Below are 19,118 nucleotides of genomic sequence, written 5' to 3'. Positions count from 1 at the left end.
AGTAGTTACGGAAATAAAATCCCCTCACTTTTTTACAATGAGGGGAACATGGTTATTTTCTTCGATACATACTAAAGCCATATCCAGGCAGAGAACCTGAGAAAGATGACCCTAAAATGTGGGAGTAGTCTTCAGGGATCTCAATAGAAAGTTCCGCGTTGTGTTCACTAGCATTCAAAAGAATCCAAACACTTTCTTCTTTTGTTGAACGCTCATAAACTAATGTTTGCTCATCAGCCTTAATAAAATTTATTTCTCCATCATTTGCTAATACTTTGTGATTTTGGCGAAGGCTAAGCAATGCTTGAATGTGATTGAACAATTCTAAATCCTGTTTACTTTCATCCCATTCCATACATTTTCTACAGCCAGGATCATTACCACCTGTCATACCGATCTCATCACCATAGTAGATACAAGGAGTTCCTTTAAAAGTTAACATCAGTAGAAAAAGTAACTTCATCTTATCCTTATTTTCATCACAGAATGTTAGAACACGCTTTGTATCGTGGGAGCCTAAAAGGTTAAACGCAGCTTCGTTTACGTTTTCAGGATACATATGAAGAACAGCCGTCATTTTTTCAGCAAACACTTTTGCATCAATTGTTTCTTTCGCTACAAAATCAAGCGCAGCATTTGTGAATGGATAGTTCATTACGGCGTCGAACTGATCTCCTTGTAGCCAGTTCATGGAATCGTGCCAAATTTCACCTAAGATATATGCATCTGGTTTAACAGATTTAACTGCTGTTCTGAATTCTCTCCAAAATGAATGATCCACTTCATTTGCAACATCTAATCTCCAGCCATCAATATCAAACTCTTCCACCCAATAACGAGCAACCTTCAGCAAGTACTCTCGAACCTCTGGATTTTCAGTGTTTAGTTTAGGCATAGATTTTTCGAAAGCAAACGTATCATAATTTGGACGTGGTTCAGTCTGAATTGGAAATTCTCTTAAATGAAACCAGTTCTTATAAGTTGAATTCTCTTGATTTCGTAAAACGTCCTGAAACGGCTCAAAATAGTATCCACTATGATTAAACACAGCATCAAGCATAACTTTAATTCCGTTTTCATGACAAACTTTTACTAGTTGCTTGAACGTTTCTTTGTCACCGAATTGTGAATCGATCTCTAAATAATCAATCGTATCGTATTTATGATTAGACTTCGCTTTAAAGATGGGTGTGAAATAGATTCCGGTCACACCAAGTTTAACGAGATGATCCATGTGATCGATAACACCTTGGAAATCTCCACCAAAGAAATTATTAAACTTTGGTTCTTCGCTAGCCCACGGAAGAGAACCTTCAGGATCGTTGCTCGTATCACCATTTGCAAAACGTTCAGGGAAGATTTGATACCAAACCGTATCTTTCACCCAAGAAGGAGCACGAAATACATCAATGCCATTTAAGAATGGAAAACAGAAGTAATAAGCCGTGTCATCGAAAGGAGCTTCCTTATAGAAGCCTTTTTCAGTATAAACCAAGATTTCATCACCGTTCTTCAGTTCAAATCCGTAGCGTAAACGGCGAAACGGGGGTTGAATCGCAATGAAATAGTAATCAAAATATTCGTCTGTACCCGAAAGTGTCATGAGCGATCGAGACGTCTGCCAGCCATCCTTCGTCCAGTCATAAGGATCACCGTGAATTAACGTTACAGAATCGACATCACCTTTCTTTGTGCGAAGACGGATGTGAAGCGTAGTCTCGTCATAAGCATAAGCATAATTATTACCTGCTCTGTGGTAGATTGCTTCTTTTAACATAGTTTGATCTCCTCTCAGTTTCGGCAATAAAAAAGGGGCACAACCTATAGAAACTAGGTTGTACCCCTAAGGAACGTACATTGCCTTCAACTTGTAATGGTGATAGTATAAACCGCTTTCACTAACAAAATCAAGGAAAATGAAAGCGAAACCAAAAATAATTAAAAAAGTATTGTAAAAATTCAAAGCATAGGTATAATGAAATTGAGCAGGTAATGCAATCGTTTTCATAAACGGCGAAAAACTTTATAAGAAGACAGAAAAACATTTTTTTTGCTAATCTGTGCAAACGTTTGTATGCTTTGATCTTTTAACAATAATGGGGGGTATAATTGATGAAAAAGTTATTAGCTTTGCCTTTAACTTTTGCTCTAGCTGCAAGTGCGTTAGCTGCTTGCGGACCGCAAGAAGATAGTTCTTCTACAGGCGGTAAGAAAGACTCGGCTGCAGACAAGCCTGAAAAATTGGTAATGTGGGAAGACCAAGAAAAGGGTGCTGGAACTGAAGACGCAATCAAAAAGTTTGAAGAAAAATACGGCATCAAAGTTGAGTTGAAGGAAATTCCAATGCTTGATCAGCAAGAGAAGCTTCGTCTTGATGGACCAGCTAAAAAAGGACCAGATGTTATCACGACGCCGCATGACCGTATCGGGCCATTAGCAATTGAAGGCTTGATTGCACCGATTGAAGTATCTGATGATGTAACAAAGCTTTACACTGAATCTTCAATTAACGCATTAACATATGACGGGAAACTTTACGGTCTTCCTAAGTCAACTGAAACACCAGTGTTTATCTACAATAAAAAGCAAATGCCTGAAGCACCAGAGTCTTTAGAAGATGTACTTGCATTCTCAAAAGGTGACAAAGGTGGAGCACAATACGGTTTCCTAGCAAACTGGACTGATTTCTACTTTGCAAATGGAGTGCTTTCTGGATATGGAAGCTATGTATTTAAAGATGACAACGGAACATTAGATCCTAAAGACCTTGGCCTTTCTAACGAAGGTGCAGTTGAAGGACTTGATTATATCACTAGCTGGTACAAAGATGGATTATTCCCTAAAGGGATCATCGGTGAAAAAGCAGGGCAAACAATCGATGGACTTTTCCAAGAAGGTAAAGTTGCTTCTGTAATGAATGGACCTTGGTCTTTCCAAGGCTATAAAGATGCTGGCATCGATATCGGTGTTGCACCAATGCCTAAGCTTCCAAACGGTGAGTATGTTAAAACATTCATCGGAGTTAAAGGTTACAACGTAAGTCAATTCTCTCCTAACCAAGAATGGGCTGCAAAACTTGTTGAGTTCATTACAAATGAAGAGAGTGCTAAAACTCGTTTCGAGAAAACAGCAGAAATCCCTCCAGTTGTATCTCTAATGGAGGACCCAATCATTGCAGACAACGAAGCAGCTAAAGCTGTAGCTGTTCAATCAGAACGTGGAGTTCCAATGCCTAACATTCCAGAAATGGCAGAAGTTTGGGCTCCAGCTGCAAACGCACTTCAATTATCTGCAACTGGTAAGTCTGAGCCAAAAGCTGCTCTAGACAGTGCAGTTAAGACTATTGGACAAAACATTGAAGCGAACCACGGTAAAAAATAATAAGCAATAAAGTGGAAAGCGGTACCCAGACGTCGCGGGTACTGCTTTCTCTAACTATTGTGTGTGTTGGAAAGATTTCGCTTATATATGGGTCCTAAAATCTTTCGAACAATACACAAAAGTGGGGAATAGAAGGGGGAAACCTGTAATGACACACCGTAAGACCGCAGCTTTGCTGTCCATCATTCCAGGAATGGGGCAATTTTATAACAAGCAATTTGTTAAAGGTTTCGCATTCTTGTTTTTAGCAATTTGTTACTTTATTGCATTTCTTGATTTTCTTAATATCGGACTTTGGGGTATTGTAACACTTGGTACTGAAGTGCCTCGAGATCACTCCATATTCTTGTTAGTTAACGGGGTTATTTCAATACTAGTAGTAGGGATCGGGTTAGGATTTTACTCTTTTAACCTTTATGATGCTTTCCAAAATGGGAAAAAGCGTGATAACGGCTTAAAGCTTAGCAGCTTAAAAGAACAATACCATAATGTAGTCGATAAAGGATTCCCATACTTAATGGTTGGTCCTGGATTTTTACTATTAATCTTCGTAGTAATTTTCCCAATCATCTTTATGTTGTTGTTAGCATTTACAAACTACAACTTATACAACTCACCACCAGCAAAGCTCGTTGATTGGGTAGGATTTAAGAACTTTATTGAAATTTTTTCTCTAGATATTTGGCGTGAAACATTTATATCTGTTTTTGCTTGGACGATTATTTGGACTTTCACAGCAACAACCCTTCAAGTTGCAATTGGAATCTTCTTGGCGGTTGTCTTAAATCAAAAGGAAATTAAGTTTAAAGGTGTTATCAGAACACTGTTAATCTTACCTTGGGCAGTTCCAGCATTCGTTTCCATCTTAATTTTCTCAGGTTTGTTCAATGATACATTTGGAGCAATTAACCAATCGATTTTAGCACCTCTTGGAATCGATTCCATACCGTGGATGACAGATCCTTTTTATACTAAGATTGCTTTGATCTTCATTCAATCTTGGCTCGGTTTCCCGTTCATCATGGCGATGACAACAGGGGTACTTCAATCTATTCCTGGTGAACTTTATGAAGCAGCAACAGTTGATGGTGCATCAAATTGGGATAAGTTCCGCAAGATTACACTTCCTATGATCTTGTTTACAACTGCGCCAATCTTGATTACGCAATACACGTTTAACTTTAATAACTTTAACGTTATCTATCTATTTAATAACGGTGGACCTGCAGTGGCGGATCAAAATGCAGGCGGGACAGACATCTTAATCTCTTGGATCTATAACTTGACGATGACATCAGCTCAATATAGCAAGGCAGCAGCTGTAACTGTAATGTTATCTTTGATCATAGTGTCACTCGCATTGTGGCAGTTTAGAAAAACGAAATCATTTAAGGACGAAGGAATGATTTAATATGAGTATAAAAACAGCAAGAAGAATAAGATTAACTCTGTCCTATCTAGTTTTATTGTCAGCGATTGCGATCGTGGTTTACCCAATTCTTTGGGTAATTGGATCTTCATTCAATCCAGGAAATACTTTATCAAGTTCAACGATTATCCCTGAGAATGCAACTCTTGCACACTACAAAGAGCTATTTGCAGAAACGGATTATCTGATCTGGTACTGGAACACATTAAAAATTTGTTTTATTACAATGGTACTTTCTGTAATCTTTATCGGCTTAACAGCTTATGCATTTTCAAGATATAAGTTTGTTGGACGTAAGAACGGTTTGCTTCTTTTCTTAATTTTGCAGATGATTCCACAATTCGTAGCGATTCTTGCAATCTACATCTTAGCTTATCAAGTAGGATTGCTTGATACACACTTTGCCTTAATCCTTGTTTATGTCGGTGGATTGATTCCGATGAACACATATTTAGCAAAAAACTATTACGATACGATTCCAAAAGAGCTAGACGAGTCTGCGCGAATTGACGGCGCTGGTCACTTTCGTATCTTTTGGCAGATCATCTTACCGCTCTCAAAACCAATCTTAGCGGTAATCGCACTTTTCAGTTTCATCTCACCGTTCGCTGATTTTATCTTAGCGTCCATTCTGATCAGTTCAGATGAAAAAATGACACTTGCAGTTGGTCTGTTTAACATGATTAAGAATGAATTCGGAAACAGTTTCACATTATTTGCAGCTGGTTCTGTATTAGTAGCGATTCCAATCGGTCTATTATTCTTATCATTGCAACGTTACTTTATCTCTGGCTTAACTGCTGGTGGTACAAAAGGTTAATTACAGCACCTCACTATTAGGAGGAACGACGATGGGCAAAAGAATTGTATTCTTAAGCTTCGCGTTTCTTCTTTTTTTATCTGTTCAAAATAAAGCGCTTGCAGAAAAAAAGGAAGAACGATCATGGAAAGATGAAACGATCTATTTTATCATGGTGGACCGGTTTAACAATGGAGACAAAAACAATGATTTTGATGTAAATCTGAATGATCCTGCAGCTTACCATGGAGGAGACTTCAAAGGGATCATGGATAAGCTAGATTATCTTGATGAACTTGGAGTTACAGCGATCTGGCTAACACCTGTCGTTAAGAACGAACCAGGAGGCTATCATGGTTATTGGACGGAGAATTTCTATGAAACGGAAGAACATTTTGGTTCGAAGGATGAGTTGAAACAGCTTGTTAGAAAAGCGCATGATCGTGAAATAAAAGTCATATTAGATCTTGTCATCAATCATACAGGCTATAAACATCCTTGGTTAGATGAGGAGTCAAAAAAGGATTGGTTCCACCCAGAGATGGAGATCGGCAACTGGGATAACCAACAAGAAGTTGAAAACGGTTGGCTCGCTGGATTGCCCGATCTGAACACAGAGAACAATGAAACGCGTAACTATTTACTTGACATGGCAGAATATTGGATTAAAGAAACAGATATAGACGGCTACCGTTTAGATACAGTTAAACATGTTCCAAAAGAATTCTGGATAGATTTTTCTGAACGAGTGAAAAAAGCAAAGCCTGGCTTTTATTTAATAGGTGAAGTTTGGCACAACGATCCAAGATATATTGCTGAATATAATAAAGCAGGAATTCAATCGTTTGTAGATTATCCACTTTTCAATGAGTTGGTTCGTATATTTAGACAAAGTGGGCAATCGCTTTCAGAGCTGAACGCTGTATGGGAGCGAAACAAGTTCTATTATAAAGATCCATATACATTAGGAAACTTCATAGATAATCATGATAACATTCGTTTTGTACGTGAAGTGCTGCTGAAGCAAGAAGATCCGGAAAAGAGGCTGAAGTTAGCTCTTACTTACCTTTACTCCGCACCTGGCATTCCTATCCTCTATCAAGGAACAGAGCATATGATGGATGGAGCCAAAGATCCGGACAACCGACGCATGATGGATTTTTCTAAAAATAAGGAGTTCGAAAAGTTCACTTCAAAATTAGGAAAGCTTAGACAAAAACATCATGCACTTAGGCGCGGCGATTTTTCAATGATTGTTGATAGTGATGGGACAGCAGTCTTTCAGCGAAAATATCAAGATGAAACACTATATATCGTGTTTAACAATGATAAGAAGAAATCGGGTATTTCTTTTTCAGATAAAAGCCTTCATAATAAAAAACTTGTAAGTCTGCTATCTGACGAAGAGATTAAGGTGAAAGATGCTTCTGTCGATTTGAAAATGGATGGGGAAACGGCGGAGATTTATGCTGTTCAAAAAGCAGATTCACAATGGAAGCTATATTCAATTGTTGCTGTAGTAATTGTTGTAGTAATATTGAGCTCTTTCTATTTAATCAGTAGAAGAAAACAACGCTCATAATAGCAAGCTAGTAGCGGAAAAAAGATTTAGGCCTTTTAGTCTAAAAGAAACCGTTCAATTTATAAAAATAGTCGAAAACATTAAAAGTGGAAAGGAATTATTATTTCTTTTTTTCTACTAATTCTATACAATTATTGATGGAATTAAGTAAGCGTATACACTAAGTCAAATAGTCTGAAAGGAGGACTATATCATGTCAGTTACAATAAAAGACGTAGCAAAATTAGCAGATGTTGCACCTTCGACCGTTTCAAGGGTAATCGCGAATAATCCTCGAATATCAGAAAAAACAAAGCGAAAAGTAAAAGAAGCAATGGATTATCTTGGCTATCATCCAAACTTTAATGCGAGAAGCTTGGCAAACCGAAGCACTCAGGCGATCGGACTTGTCATGCCTAGTTCTGCTGACAAAGCTTTTCAAAATCCGTTTTTTCCAGAAGTAATCAGAGGAATCAGTACGATTGCACATGAACAAGAATACGCCCTATACATGTCGACAGGTAATACAGAAGATGAAATCTTCGAAGGGGTTGTGCGAATGGTACAAGGTCGTCGAGTGGATGGCATCGTTATGTTGTATTCACGTGTAGATGATCGGATCATGTGCTACCTGCAAGAACAGAAATTCCCTTTCACGGTGATTGGTAAGCCGTTTAAAAACGCTGAAAGTATCACACATATAGATAATGATAACTTCAAAGCTGCTCAAGAAATGACAGAATATCTCATATCACTAGGTCACGAACGAATCGGTTTTGTAGGAGGTAATTTGAATCTAGTCGTAACCATCGACCGGTTATTAGGCTATGAAAAAGCGATACGAAATGCGGGTCTGCCTTATAAAGACGAGTACATCGTTCACGAGGAATTTTTGAAAGAAGGTGGGCAGGAAGCCGTTAAAGAGCTTCTCGCTCTAAAAGAACCACCCTCAGCACTACTTGTTATTGATGACGTTATGTCCTTCGGTGTGCTGAGCACATTAAACGAGCTAGGAGTGAGCGTGCCAGATGATATCTCATTATTAAGTTTCAATAATGTTATGTTATCTGAACTCTCGTCTCCTTCACTAACATCCGTTGACATCAATATCTTTAAACTCGGCTATGAAGCTGCAAAGGGACTTCTAGAATGCATTCAATGTCCTGAAAAAGAATCAAAACGAGTAGTCGTACCTTTTCAATTGATTGAAAGACAGACGTGCAGTAAAGTTATCGAGAAGTAAGGGTCTGCTTGTTCACTGCATGCCCCATGGAAAGACCGGCAACCTGGAGTGGAAATCAACAAATCATAAAAGCCTCAAGAAGATAATTTCAAATCTTCTTAGAGGCTTTTTTCCTTAAGAGCGTTAATTATGGGAAGGATCGGCTGATTACTTTTACAAGAAAAAAAATCTTTAAACGGGTCATCTATATCTTTTATCCGATCCATGATTGACGTAAGTGGAAATTGCTCAGGCTTTAATGCAGCATCTACTTCATTCCAGTAGAGGGGAGTAGCCACTAAAGCATCATCGTTTCCTCTTACAGAATAGGGAGAAATAATGGTTTTGCCCTCTGCGTGCTGAATGTAATCAATATAGCATCGATTGCCGCGGTTCTTTTTTAATCGTTCGATCGTAAACCATTTCGGCTCTCGTTCAATTATATAGCGTGCAAGAAACTCTGTGAATAGACGTGAATCTTCGTAAGTAACTGCTTGTTCAGGTAAAGGAATGTAAATTTGCATACCTTTATTACCGCTTGTTTTAATGAATGTGGTGAGATGAAACTTATCGCAAACTTCTTTTATCATGAGCGCGGCTTTTACCGAAAGATGAAATTCATTACGAGATGGAGGATCTAAGTCCATTACGATCTCTGATGGATGAAAGTTATCAACTGTTTGGTAAGGAATGTGAAACTCGAATGCAAGTTGATTTCCTAACCAGAGTAATGTTGGTAAGTTATTACAAACGATATAATTAATATCTTCTTTCATATCTGTATGTACATAATGTGGAGCATAATCTGGACAATTCTTTTGATAGAACTTTTCCTCACTCACTCCATGAGGATATCTAATGACCGTTAATGACCGATTCTTCAAAAAAGGCAGCATATAAGGCGAAATTTGGGTCAAATAATTGATATATTCAACTTTAACAATATCGTGATTCGGCCATAATGGTTTGTTAGCGCTTGTTAAAGTTACGATCTCGCCGTTAACATGAAGATCTACTTGTTCTTTTGAAGACTTTCCCATGTACAATCCTCCCAATTTGTATCAAAACGGAATGTAACAAACCTTGGCTGTCTCAATTGATCTTTATATAGTTCTAAATAAGAAAGTTCTACGCAGATAGACGGTTCTATTAGAAGAAGAGACCCATTCCTACTTGCAATATTGTTCTTAACAATTTGAATCAATGCTTCCTTTTCTTCAGGGGAAATGCCATGAGAGAATAATCCCACGAATTGAACAGAACGATCTTTTTTAACGCCAACATGAAAAAAACCGTTATCTGTATCGTAACCTAATAAAATAAAAGGATGGAATTTAAGATTTTTTACTTTGATCCATTCTTTTGTTCGGATGCCAGGAGCCCATTTACTATAAAGCTTCTTCGCAACTATTCCTTCGCTATTACTTTTCTCTACATCCTCCATAAGATCAGGTTTTTTAGAAGTGAAATTTATAAAATTTAGACGGCTTTCGGTTAAAATTTTATTGTTTTGAACACCTGAAATCTGAATCAAATTCCGCAACTTTTCTTTTCGATCCAAAAAAGATTGCCGATAAATATACTCATCCTTTATTGCTAGGAGATCAAAGGCACAATATGAAGATGGATATTGTTCTGAAGCTTTTTCAATTTTATCGGGCTGCTTTAATCTGCCTCTTTTTTGAATGAGTTCAAAATTTGCTTTATTTTCGTTCTCTAGTATACATAGTTCTCCATCTAAAAGAATGGGAAACAAGTCCTTAACTTTATTCTCGATCGTTTTTAGGTGAGCTACAATTTCAGGGAAAATAGTATGCAAAGGATGACCATTTCTAGATGTCAGGATAACATTTCCGTGATCCCAAAAAAGTAAACATCTAAAACCGTCATATTTCACTTCATATACCCAATGATCCTCTTCTGGCAATTCGTTTGCAAGTGAAGGGAGCATAGGCTTTAAAAAGTGTTGTATCATGAACTAGCTTTCTTTTTTGTAGATGATTTTTTCTTTTTGGGTTTTGCTTCATCCGTATTTTTATTTTTATTAGACGCAGTTTCCTTCGTTTTCTTATTTTTATCAGTCGATTCTTTTCCTTTACTCTCATTTATAGAAGCTTGAAGTGCTTCCATAAGATCCACCACATTTGTTTTAGGTTTCTCTTTAGCAACTTTAACTTCATCACCAGAAATTTTTCTGTTGATCAGTTCGAGAACTGCTTCACGATATTCGTCTTCATACTTTTCAGGCTCGAACGGTGCAGTTAATTGTTCGATAAGCTGTTTAGCCATCTCAACTTCTTTTTCATTTAGTGACACTTCATCTGTAAGACCAGGAACATGGTCAACATTTCTTACTTCATCTGGATAAAAGATTGTTTCTAAAACTAAGCCGTTCTTGTATACTCGAACAGCTGCAAGATGTTCTTTTGAACGTAGGGTAAATTTAGCAAGTCCGATCTTTCCGGTATCTTCCATAGCTTTTTTCAAAAGAGCAAAAGATTTTGTGCCGTTCTCGCCAGGTCCAACAAAATAAGAACGATTGTAAAAGATGGGATCGATCTCTTCTAATTTTATAAAATCAATGATTTCAATCGATTTATCAGATACACCTGCTAATTCATCAAGTTCTTCTTTTTCAATAACTACGAATTTACCCGGTTCATACTCATAGCCTTTAACAATTTCTTTTGAATCTACAGTCTCTTCACATACAGAGCAAATTTTTTCATACTGAACCGGACTATGGCACTTTTCATGTAAATATCTCATTTTAATATCTTTATTTTCAGTTGCGGCAAACAGCTTAATTGGAATATTTACAAGACCAAAGCTAATTGCCCCCTTCCACATCGTGTGCATGAAGACCATCCTTTCTAACTCTTTTACGAATAGTTTCTCCATACGAATCAACATCATGTATATTTTTCCATAATTTATACAGATTTCGACAATGCATTGTAGAAACATGCGATATCATTCATAATAAGAATAGAATTTTTTATAGGCTCTTTTCTAATGATTGTTGCTTTTTAACTATTTTTCCTATGCACGTTGATTGAAGCGTAAGGTGGGAGACTGCTAATGGTACAAAGCAATAAGCTGGATCACCGCATGCCCCATCGAAATCGAGCAACCTAATAGGGGAATTCAACTACTATCGGAGATCAACAATGAAAACGAAAACAGCCTCTTTCAATAAAAGGGTGATAACATTGGATAGCAGTACAAACATACAAACAAATACAGAACTTGCTCAATTCTTGAAGATGCAAAAGACAAGCATTGTTGAAAAATGGCTGGAAAACGTACTGTTGCCTCAAAATGACCCTTTCTTTGAAGAAGTGAAAAAGAACGGCCATCAAACAATCATAGAATTAATAAACTACTTAGAAACAGGGTCACTGGAAAGGCTAAAAGCTTTAACTAGCAAGATTGCCAAAGAACGAATCGAGGCTAAAGCGAACGTAGGGGATTTTGTTCACAACATTAACGTTGGCCGAAGCATCGTTTATGAACTTTTAATGTGTTCACTTTTAAATGATCAATTAAAAGGTGATGGGGTATTAAAGATGCAGCGGTATTTTGATCAGCTCGTCTTTTTGAGTGTAAAAGAATATACAGCACTTAAGGATTCGATTATTGACCGGAAGAATCAGTTCATTCAAGAGATGCATCACGATCGATTAACCATGCTTGGACAGATTGCGGCTAGTTTTGCCCATGAATTTCGAAATCCGCTTACTTCAGTTAAAGGCTTTATCTATCTTTTACAAAAAGAATTAGATAAAACAGATCAATCAGAGTATTACTTTGAAATCATTCAAAATGAAATGCAGAGTCTTGAAGAAAAGATTACGCAATTTCTTTATTTATCAAAGATGAGAGGCTTAGAAGATAAGCTGGAGAAAGTATCATTATCAACACTTTTGAAGGAAATGCTAAACTTTATGTATCCGCGTTTTACCGAAGCGAATATCGTAACCATTTCTAAGGTCGAAAATGATGTGTATACCGAAGGCGACAGTTCACAAATCAAACAAGTGTTATTAAATATTCTAGTGAATGCAGTCGAAGAATTGAGCGGTTGGAACGGTGAGAGAAAGATTAAGGTTTCATTAAGGAAAAACGAAGAAAATACGGCAGAATTATCAATCTGCAATAATGGAAACCCCATTCCTGAATATTTACTCGAGAACGTGTTTGAACCTTTTGTTACGACAAAGTCACTTGGGACAGGGCTAGGACTTTCAGTGTGCAAACAAATCGTTGAAAAACATAACGGTACGATTGAAGTCTGTTCAACCAAAGAGGACACCTGTTTTACGATTAAATTTCCTGTCGTCTAAACGGTGTGGAAAATTTTTTGAAGAATGAACAAGAAAAAAGCTCCCTTTCATAAGGGGGCTTTTCTATCTTTATAGATGATCAGGTTTTTTGGAATATGGCTGTTTTCCGTTTTGTTTACTTTGGAGTTCTGCTTCATTTTTCAATTGATTCATTGCCTGATTATCTTCTGGTCGTTTATTATTGTCTTTTGTATTACGATGTGTCATGAATATCCCTCCTGACTCTAACATTTGTCAGAAGGGGTTTCATTATTCAACATGTTTTAAGATACATTTTTAGGTGTATTTAAAAAGAATAACGCAATTGTTCCAGGTCCAGCATGAGCCCCTATTGCACAGCCGATCATCGTTACTAAAATATTTTTATTTCCAGTTTCTTCTATTATTAAATCTTTTAAAGCTTTCGCAGTTTCAATATCATCCGCATGACTGATGCCGATCGTTATGTCATCAAGAGAAGAAGCTCTTTCTTTCATGATTTCTACCATTCGTCCTAGAACTTTTTTCTTTCCGCGCAGTTTTTCAAGTGGAAACAGTTTTCCTTCCTCCATATGAAGAACAGGTTTAATTTTCAAAAGTGTCCCCATGACAGCTGCCGTTTTACTCACTCTGCCGCCGCGTAATAAATATTCAAGATCATCTACGGTAAAAATATGTTCAAGGTGGTCCTGGTAATGTTGAAGCGTATGAAGGATCTCATCAAAAGACTTCCCTTCTTTTGCTTCTTTAGCAGCTTCATGCACCATTAAGCCATACCCTAATGATGCGGATTGACTATCAAAGACTTCAATCTGAGCGTTTGGAAATTCTTCAAGTACTTCATTTTTCATAAGAACTGCTGTCTGATAGGTCCCGCTTATTCCTGAAGACAAAGTAATATATATGGCAGGTTGTCCATTTCTAGCAAATGAAGTTAATGTTTCTTTAATAATTGATGGAGGGACTTGTGCCGTTTTAGGAACAGCGCCTTCTTTCATATATGTATATAACTGTTTTGGTTCGATATTGGAACGGTCTAAATATTCTTCATCATTTACTTGAACGATCAATGGAAGCATAATAATCTCGTATTCATCCAATAGTTGTTTAGGAAGATCAGATCCTGTATCGGTTATTATCGTAGTCATTATTGTTCACCTGCTTAGCTTTTTCTATATTTTAACTTGTGATGGAATGAAAAGGCAATGATCATGTTTAAAAAATAGCTCTTATGACTATTGACGCGGGGGATCATTATCTGTTAAAAATGAATCTTGGATTAATGAAAAAAAGGAGGGACTCTCACTTATGACAGAACGTTTTCGCTTAAGCGATCTAGGTATTACTGAACTAAAAAAGATCTTTTTTATCATTGTTGGAGCCCTGCTTAATGCCGTATCTCTCAACATGTTCTTAATACCGGCAAAAGTTTATGCTAGCGGATTTACTGGGGTTTCCCAGTTGCTTTCATCATTGCTGGTAAACACACCTTTTCCAATCAGCACTGGTATCTTGTACTTATTGTTTAATATTCCTGTTACGATTTTAGGGTGGTTGAAAGTAGGAAAGTCATTTACGGTATATAGCTTTTTGAGCGTAATCATGATTACCGCATTTCTAGAGATCATACCCATTACAGTTGTTTCTTCAGATATATTGCTGAATGCTGTTTTCGGCGGAGTTTTAGCAGCTTTGGGTGTGGGGGTTACCTTAAAGTATGGAGCTTCAACAGGTGGCCTTGATATCATCGCTATGATCTTATCGAGAATGAAGAACAAACCGATCGGTGGTTATTTCTTTATCTTAAACGGCTTGATCATTCTCGCTGCAGGTTTCTTATTTGGATGGGAGAAGGCGTTGTATACGCTAGTAGCTCTCTATGTATCATCACGTGTTATTGACGCCGTACATACGCGTCACGAAAAACTTACAGCGATGATCGTTACGAAGAAGGGCAAAGAAATTCAAGAAGCGATCCATGGAAAAATGGTTCGTGGTATCACGATCGTACCAGCAAAAGGCGCATTCTCTAAGCAAGATAAAGAGATGCTCATCATCGTTATCACACGTTATGAACTGTATGATCTAGAGCAAGTTCTTAAAGAGGTAGATCCTAATGCCTTCACAAATATCGTACACACAACTGGCATCTACGGCTTCTTCAGAAATGAGTAGGGGTCTGACCCCATAAAAATACAAAATACGTCAAATGTACACATGGCACGGACTTTGTCCGTGCCATGTTACATTTGACGATTTAACAATTAGTCTTGCTCGTTGTCAGCGTCGTTTTTCTTGCCAAGAGCAACTGCACTATTATCCGGATTATCAGAAGCGTTACTTTTACCCTGTGCAACTGCGCTCCCTTCTGGATTATCAGAAGCATTACTGTAACCTTGAGCAACTGCGCTATCTTGAGGGTTGTCTGACGCGTTACTTTTATTTATTGCAATCGCCCCATTATCGATGTAGCCGATAGCAATTTGAACTGGATAACCCTTTTTTTCATTGTCATTTTTACAACAATCTTTGTTATAGCCCATAGGAATCCTCCTCTCTTTTGTTAATTGTAAAGTGCTTGTCTGTTTTTACATATGCATTATGAGGTGTACTTTTTATGAAAGCGTGATTGGCACTGGTGCATCATGCATTAATATTTTCTGAACTCTGTTTACGTTTCGTTGTCAGCGTTATTTTTCTTGCCAAGCGCAACAGCACTATTTTCAGGATTATCAGAAGCATTACTCTTACCCTGTGCAACTGCGCTGTTTTCAGGATTATCAGAAGCGTTACTGTGACCTTGTGCAACAGCACTTGCATCAGGATTATCAGAAGCGTTACTCTTTTTAATAGCAATAGCACCGTTATTTATATAACCAATAGCTATTTGAACGGGGTTCTGCTCATGTTCTGAATACCAGGAGCACTCCTTTTCTTTCTTACCCATATTAAATTACACCTCCTTGATGTATTACAATATATTCTTTTAAGCTTGTTTTGTCAGGGCTTGTTTACTAGTTAATTAGTACATTTTTTAAGTAGACTCTTTTAGAGAGGAATACCCTGTTTAGGATTAAATAAGGTACCAGGGTATTACCAGTGTTAAATTTACCAAATACGGTTTAGTTTAAATCCCACGGGTCTTTTCGTAATTTCACGGATAGAAAGAGGTGCAATAGGTAGCTTCATTGAAGTAAACTTCATGTCGTCTTGCTGTTCAAATGCAGGTGGGTTTTGAGCTGAGAGGGCGTCTTTAAAATCGCTATGGAGCAGAGTACCCTCTTTCTTAAGTGTGGAATCTGAAACTTTTTCTATTAATAAAGGTGCTCCTACAGGTGTCTCTTCTAACAATTCAAGTGGTGTTCCTAGTTCGGCTTTGCTTTTTTCAAAAGCGACCGAACTGTAAGTTGGATTATCAGAAGCATTACTCCTTTCTTGAGCAACAGCACTCTTATGAGGATTATCACTTGCGCTGCTCTTTTCTTGAGCTACTGCACTATTAGTAGCACGATCGATGGCATTACTGTCTTTAATTGCGATAGCTGCGTTATCAACATCTCCAACTGCAATCTGCTCAGGATTTTGTTCTACATTAAGGTAAAGATTTAGATTTACTTTTACAGGATACTCGCTTATTTCTTTTTTTAATTTTTTCTTGAGTTTCTTCCTGAGCTTATTTTTTAAGTCTTTTTCAAGCTTCTTTTCTAACTCTTTTTTTGATTTCTTGTCCATTATGATTTCCTTTCTTTTTTACTTATTTTAGAATGCGAAGACATATTCGCATTCTATCTTTATTGTGAACCTTCACTTTAAATGAATAATTTATTTAAATCGCTTTTACTAAGCATCTGAACTACTCCCAAAATAATCATCTATCTTGTCCCGTAAAAACAATTAAATGGCTCAATAAAACCTCCTTGGTTATAATCTACAATACAATATATTCATTCAAACGAGTAAGGGAAGGGCATGTATACTATTAGTTGCAATTTTTTAGGTAGCATTAGATTGGAAGCAAAACACGTGAGATTTTTTCCGTTAAATATTCATATATGGAAAACAACGTCGAAGCTTTTACTAGAGGACACAAAAGCGGGAATATGTAAAGTTAAAGCGGTATTTAACCGCTGTAAAGTCATGTCACACGGAAATCAATTAAATCAGAGTATTTGGCTTTAACAGAGAACTTAACATGCAATCTAGGGTGGCAGATTCGAAAAACAACTCATTTAGGACTGAGGGGGTCAGACCCCACACAATTACAAAACCTTGAATTTGTACACACGGTATGGACATGGTCCATACCGTGTGTTTTTTTGTGAATTTTTTCAATAAAATCACCATATAAAGGTAAAAATGAAAGTGAGGTGAAAGATAACATGAAGCCATTTAAAACGTCTGTTATAGTCTTACTAATTGCTTGTACGATTATATTCATAATGTCAGCTTGTAACAACAAAGAAGAGGATAAGCCTAAAGTTAAACACGGTGAAGTTACTTCTCAGCTCAGTCCCGTTCTATCCATCCAACAAAGAAACGATGGGATTGATGTGCTCGCAGTTCTTGAGAATCATAGCAATCATACGGTAACTTTATCTTTTAATAGTTCCAAGATGTTTGATTTGGCGATCTTTGATTCTTCGAAAAAAGAAGTTTTCAGACATTCCAATGGAAAGAACTACGAGAAGAAACAAGAGGACGTACATATTAAAGCAGGGGCAAGTCACATTTGGAGATCAAAGTGGAAAATTTCTGCAGAGAATAATAAAGCAGGCATATATACAGTTAAAGCAACCTTTATTCCTAACGAAATTTCACCAGGGTCGTTGAGGACTGAGGGTCTATCAGTAGAAGAAACGCTTACTCTTCAAGGGAGATCTGAAGAAAAGAAAAATAATGCTTTTCAAAATATACACTTTTCAGGAAAAGACGGTACTTATAAAGTATCTGGAGAGGCAAGAGTGTTTGAGGGCTCATTTGCCTATTCTGTTTCTGATGGTCATCATGTTTTTATCGAAAAGAAAGAACAAATCGGGGAAGGTGGACCAGATTGGGCTCCATTTTCGTTCGAAGTTAATATTCCAGAGGATGAACTGCCTATAAACGGTACCCTCATGCTCGAACTTTTTTACTACAGTCCGAAGAACGGGGAAAAAACAGATACACTAGCAGTGCCGCTTCAGTCTTTTAAATAAGTTCTTTATTAAAAAGATTGTTGCTTTTAAATCCTTGTCAGCATTGACAACTGATTGGAGTGGAAGGTGCGTGCCTACCACATGAGATACTACTTGCAAGGCATGCGACGAGGAAGCTTACTACGAAGCATCACTTGTAGACGCAGGAGCAAGGAACTTCTTAAGGCGGGCAGCTGAGACACTTAAGAGTGAAACGTACGAATGTGGCTCAGCGTCTGCCCCGTGGAAAGCGAGCAGCCTGGAACGGAAATCAACACTTCCAAAAGCAACAATGTTTACGAAAACAGCCTTTAAATAAAACAATTTTCACAAAAAATCACAACAAAAAACCAGCCCTATCGTAAAGGCTGGTGTAAACAACTTAAGCATTCTCTTCTAACGCTTTTTGAATTTCTGGCATTAATTCGTTCCAGTCACTGTCGTTCGTTTTATTTACCGTAATAAAGTTTTCAAAACCAAAAATCGATTCTACTCCATCAATAGATAACAATGCTTTTGCTAGAGGTGAGTCTGTATCATCACCTACGCGTGCAGAAAGTCTTCCTTCTAAAAATTTCTCTGATCCATCAAATTTAATTGCGTTTGGATTCGGTGTTGGTTGAATTGAGAATTCTACTGCCATTACAAACACTCCTTCAAATTATAGTATTAAAAATGAAATGCATATCTTTTAGAGATAATATCATGAAAATCCAATGAATTGTACAGATGCTTCGTTACGGAGTTGTTGATGCCTGTTTCCAGTTCAATGGATTTAATGCCATCTCTCTCAGCCCAATAGATTAAATGTAGTAAAAGTTTTCGGGCAATTCCTCTGTTACGATGCTTCTCATGTACATAAAGTTCATTTAGCCAAAGGTAAGGTCCGCCGATCCGAAGACTGACTCCCAAGTTAAAAAAAGCAACTCCAATGACAGAATTTTCTTCTTCTGCAATGATAATTCCGCTTTTATCTGGGTTTTCAAGCGCCATCTTAATACCAGCAAACGTTCTGGATTTCTCTTCTGGCTCACCGTCCATCGTGCGCTGCTGTAAGAATAAATGCGCAATTTCTTCGATAATATGAGATTCAGCTTCATTCGTTACACGATATATTTTCATATAATGCCCCCAAAATTACTCTAAAAACATAAGAGATCTCGCTCACATAACACATTATAACAAAAATAATAGTGGTATGACGTTTGATAAATGGTAATTTCTTTC

Annotated in this window: 19 protein-coding genes; 8 read left to right on the top strand and 11 right to left on the bottom strand. The window is 37.3% G+C overall.

Annotated features, from left to right (window positions below; all coding sequences use genetic code 11):
- Positions 1-52 precede the first annotated feature (52 nt).
- Positions 53-1,777 (bottom strand): glycoside hydrolase family 13 protein, encoded by a 1,725-nt coding sequence (locus tag P4V41_RS05405; protein WP_328083762.1) that lies wholly within the window; start codon positions 1,775-1,777, stop codon positions 53-55.
- Positions 1,778-2,112: 335 nt separating this feature from the next.
- On the opposite strand from P4V41_RS05405, the gene P4V41_RS05400 reads away from it, so the two are divergent.
- The 5 genes from P4V41_RS05400 to P4V41_RS05380 all read left to right on the top strand — a co-directional run bounded on the left by P4V41_RS05400 (position 2,113) and on the right by P4V41_RS05380 (position 8,413).
- The gene (locus P4V41_RS05400; protein WP_328083761.1) at positions 2,113-3,381 is read left to right on the top strand and encodes an extracellular solute-binding protein; all 1,269 of its coding nucleotides are present in this window, start codon (positions 2,113-2,115) and stop codon (positions 3,379-3,381) included.
- A gap of 148 nt (positions 3,382-3,529) precedes the next feature.
- Positions 3,530-4,792 carry a sugar ABC transporter permease gene (locus P4V41_RS05395; RefSeq protein ID WP_328083759.1) on the top strand — a complete coding sequence of 421 codons (1,263 nt, stop codon included), beginning with the start codon at positions 3,530-3,532 and terminating at the stop codon, positions 4,790-4,792.
- Position 4,793: 1 nt separating this feature from the next.
- Complete coding sequence (locus tag P4V41_RS05390) at positions 4,794-5,630, top strand: sugar ABC transporter permease (protein ID WP_197127498.1); 837 nt, start codon at positions 4,794-4,796, stop codon at positions 5,628-5,630.
- Positions 5,631-5,661: 31 nt separating this feature from the next.
- A complete protein-coding gene (locus P4V41_RS05385; RefSeq protein WP_328083757.1) occupies positions 5,662-7,191 on the top strand; it encodes an alpha-amylase family glycosyl hydrolase in 1,530 nt (509 codons plus the stop codon).
- Between the two features lie 193 nt (positions 7,192-7,384).
- A complete protein-coding gene (locus tag P4V41_RS05380) occupies positions 7,385-8,413 on the top strand; it encodes a LacI family DNA-binding transcriptional regulator (RefSeq protein ID WP_328083756.1) in 1,029 nt (342 codons plus the stop codon).
- A 98-nt stretch (positions 8,414-8,511) separates the two neighbouring features.
- Here the strand turns inward: P4V41_RS05380 and ligD (P4V41_RS05375) are convergent, their stop codons facing one another.
- The 3 genes from ligD (P4V41_RS05375) to P4V41_RS05365 are packed head-to-tail and all read right to left on the bottom strand — an operon-like array spanning position 8,512 to position 11,251.
- Positions 8,512-9,432 carry a non-homologous end-joining DNA ligase gene (gene ligD / locus P4V41_RS05375; RefSeq protein WP_328083755.1) on the bottom strand — a complete coding sequence of 307 codons (921 nt, stop codon included), beginning with the start codon at positions 9,430-9,432 and terminating at the stop codon, positions 8,512-8,514.
- Positions 9,405-10,367 (bottom strand): non-homologous end-joining DNA ligase, encoded by a 963-nt coding sequence (gene ligD / locus P4V41_RS05370; RefSeq protein WP_328083754.1) that lies wholly within the window; start codon positions 10,365-10,367, stop codon positions 9,405-9,407. The genes ligD (P4V41_RS05375) and ligD (P4V41_RS05370) overlap by 28 nt, the downstream gene beginning before the upstream one ends.
- Entirely contained in the window at positions 10,364-11,251 is an 888-nt protein-coding gene (locus P4V41_RS05365) for a Ku protein (protein WP_328084032.1), read from the bottom strand. The genes ligD (P4V41_RS05370) and P4V41_RS05365 overlap by 4 nt, the downstream gene beginning before the upstream one ends.
- Positions 11,252-11,562: 311 nt before the next feature.
- Between P4V41_RS05365 and P4V41_RS05360 the strand changes: the two genes are divergently transcribed.
- Positions 11,563-12,738: a histidine kinase N-terminal domain-containing protein gene (locus P4V41_RS05360; RefSeq protein ID WP_328083753.1), complete on the top strand. Its 1,176-nt coding sequence runs from the start codon at positions 11,563-11,565 to the stop codon at positions 12,736-12,738.
- 69 nt (positions 12,739-12,807) lie between these two features.
- On the opposite strand, the gene P4V41_RS05355 is transcribed toward P4V41_RS05360, so the two are convergent.
- Together P4V41_RS05355 and P4V41_RS05350 are read right to left on the bottom strand one after the other, a co-directional pair.
- A complete protein-coding gene (locus tag P4V41_RS05355; protein WP_328083752.1) occupies positions 12,808-12,945 on the bottom strand; it encodes a hypothetical protein in 138 nt (45 codons plus the stop codon).
- A 56-nt stretch (positions 12,946-13,001) separates the two neighbouring features.
- Positions 13,002-13,865, bottom strand: a complete 864-nt coding sequence (locus P4V41_RS05350) for a DegV family protein (protein ID WP_328083751.1) — start codon at positions 13,863-13,865, stop codon at positions 13,002-13,004.
- Between the two features lie 160 nt (positions 13,866-14,025).
- On the opposite strand from P4V41_RS05350, the gene P4V41_RS05345 reads away from it, so the two are divergent.
- Positions 14,026-14,892, top strand: coding sequence for a YitT family protein (locus P4V41_RS05345; RefSeq protein WP_328083750.1), 867 nt, complete (start codon positions 14,026-14,028; stop codon positions 14,890-14,892).
- 89 nt (positions 14,893-14,981) lie between these two features.
- Here the strand turns inward: P4V41_RS05345 and P4V41_RS05340 are convergent, their stop codons facing one another.
- From P4V41_RS05340 to P4V41_RS05330, 3 genes are all read right to left on the bottom strand, one after another.
- Positions 14,982-15,260, bottom strand: a complete 279-nt coding sequence (locus tag P4V41_RS05340; RefSeq protein WP_328083749.1) for a hypothetical protein — start codon at positions 15,258-15,260, stop codon at positions 14,982-14,984.
- A gap of 128 nt (positions 15,261-15,388) precedes the next feature.
- Entirely contained in the window at positions 15,389-15,664 is a 276-nt protein-coding gene (locus P4V41_RS05335) for a hypothetical protein (RefSeq protein ID WP_328083748.1), read from the bottom strand.
- A gap of 161 nt (positions 15,665-15,825) precedes the next feature.
- The gene (locus P4V41_RS05330; protein ID WP_328083747.1) at positions 15,826-16,449 is read right to left on the bottom strand and encodes a hypothetical protein; all 624 of its coding nucleotides are present in this window, start codon (positions 16,447-16,449) and stop codon (positions 15,826-15,828) included.
- Between the two features lie 647 nt (positions 16,450-17,096).
- On the opposite strand from P4V41_RS05330, the gene P4V41_RS05325 reads away from it, so the two are divergent.
- A complete protein-coding gene (locus P4V41_RS05325) occupies positions 17,097-17,912 on the top strand; it encodes a BsuPI-related putative proteinase inhibitor (RefSeq protein WP_328083746.1) in 816 nt (271 codons plus the stop codon).
- Between the two features lie 361 nt (positions 17,913-18,273).
- On the opposite strand, the gene P4V41_RS05320 is transcribed toward P4V41_RS05325, so the two are convergent.
- Both P4V41_RS05320 and P4V41_RS05315 read right to left on the bottom strand, forming a co-directional pair.
- Positions 18,274-18,534, bottom strand: a complete 261-nt coding sequence (locus tag P4V41_RS05320; RefSeq protein ID WP_328083745.1) for a NifU N-terminal domain-containing protein — start codon at positions 18,532-18,534, stop codon at positions 18,274-18,276.
- 26 nt (positions 18,535-18,560) lie between these two features.
- Positions 18,561-19,013 carry a GNAT family N-acetyltransferase gene (locus tag P4V41_RS05315; RefSeq protein ID WP_328083744.1) on the bottom strand — a complete coding sequence of 151 codons (453 nt, stop codon included), beginning with the start codon at positions 19,011-19,013 and terminating at the stop codon, positions 18,561-18,563.
- Positions 19,014-19,118: the final 105 nt, after the last annotated feature.

It is taken from the genome of Fictibacillus nanhaiensis, from assembly GCF_036213205.1.
Lineage (GTDB): Bacteria > Bacillota > Bacilli > Bacillales > Fictibacillaceae > Fictibacillus > Fictibacillus nanhaiensis_E.
This window is presented reverse-complemented; position numbering and strand designations above follow the sequence as displayed.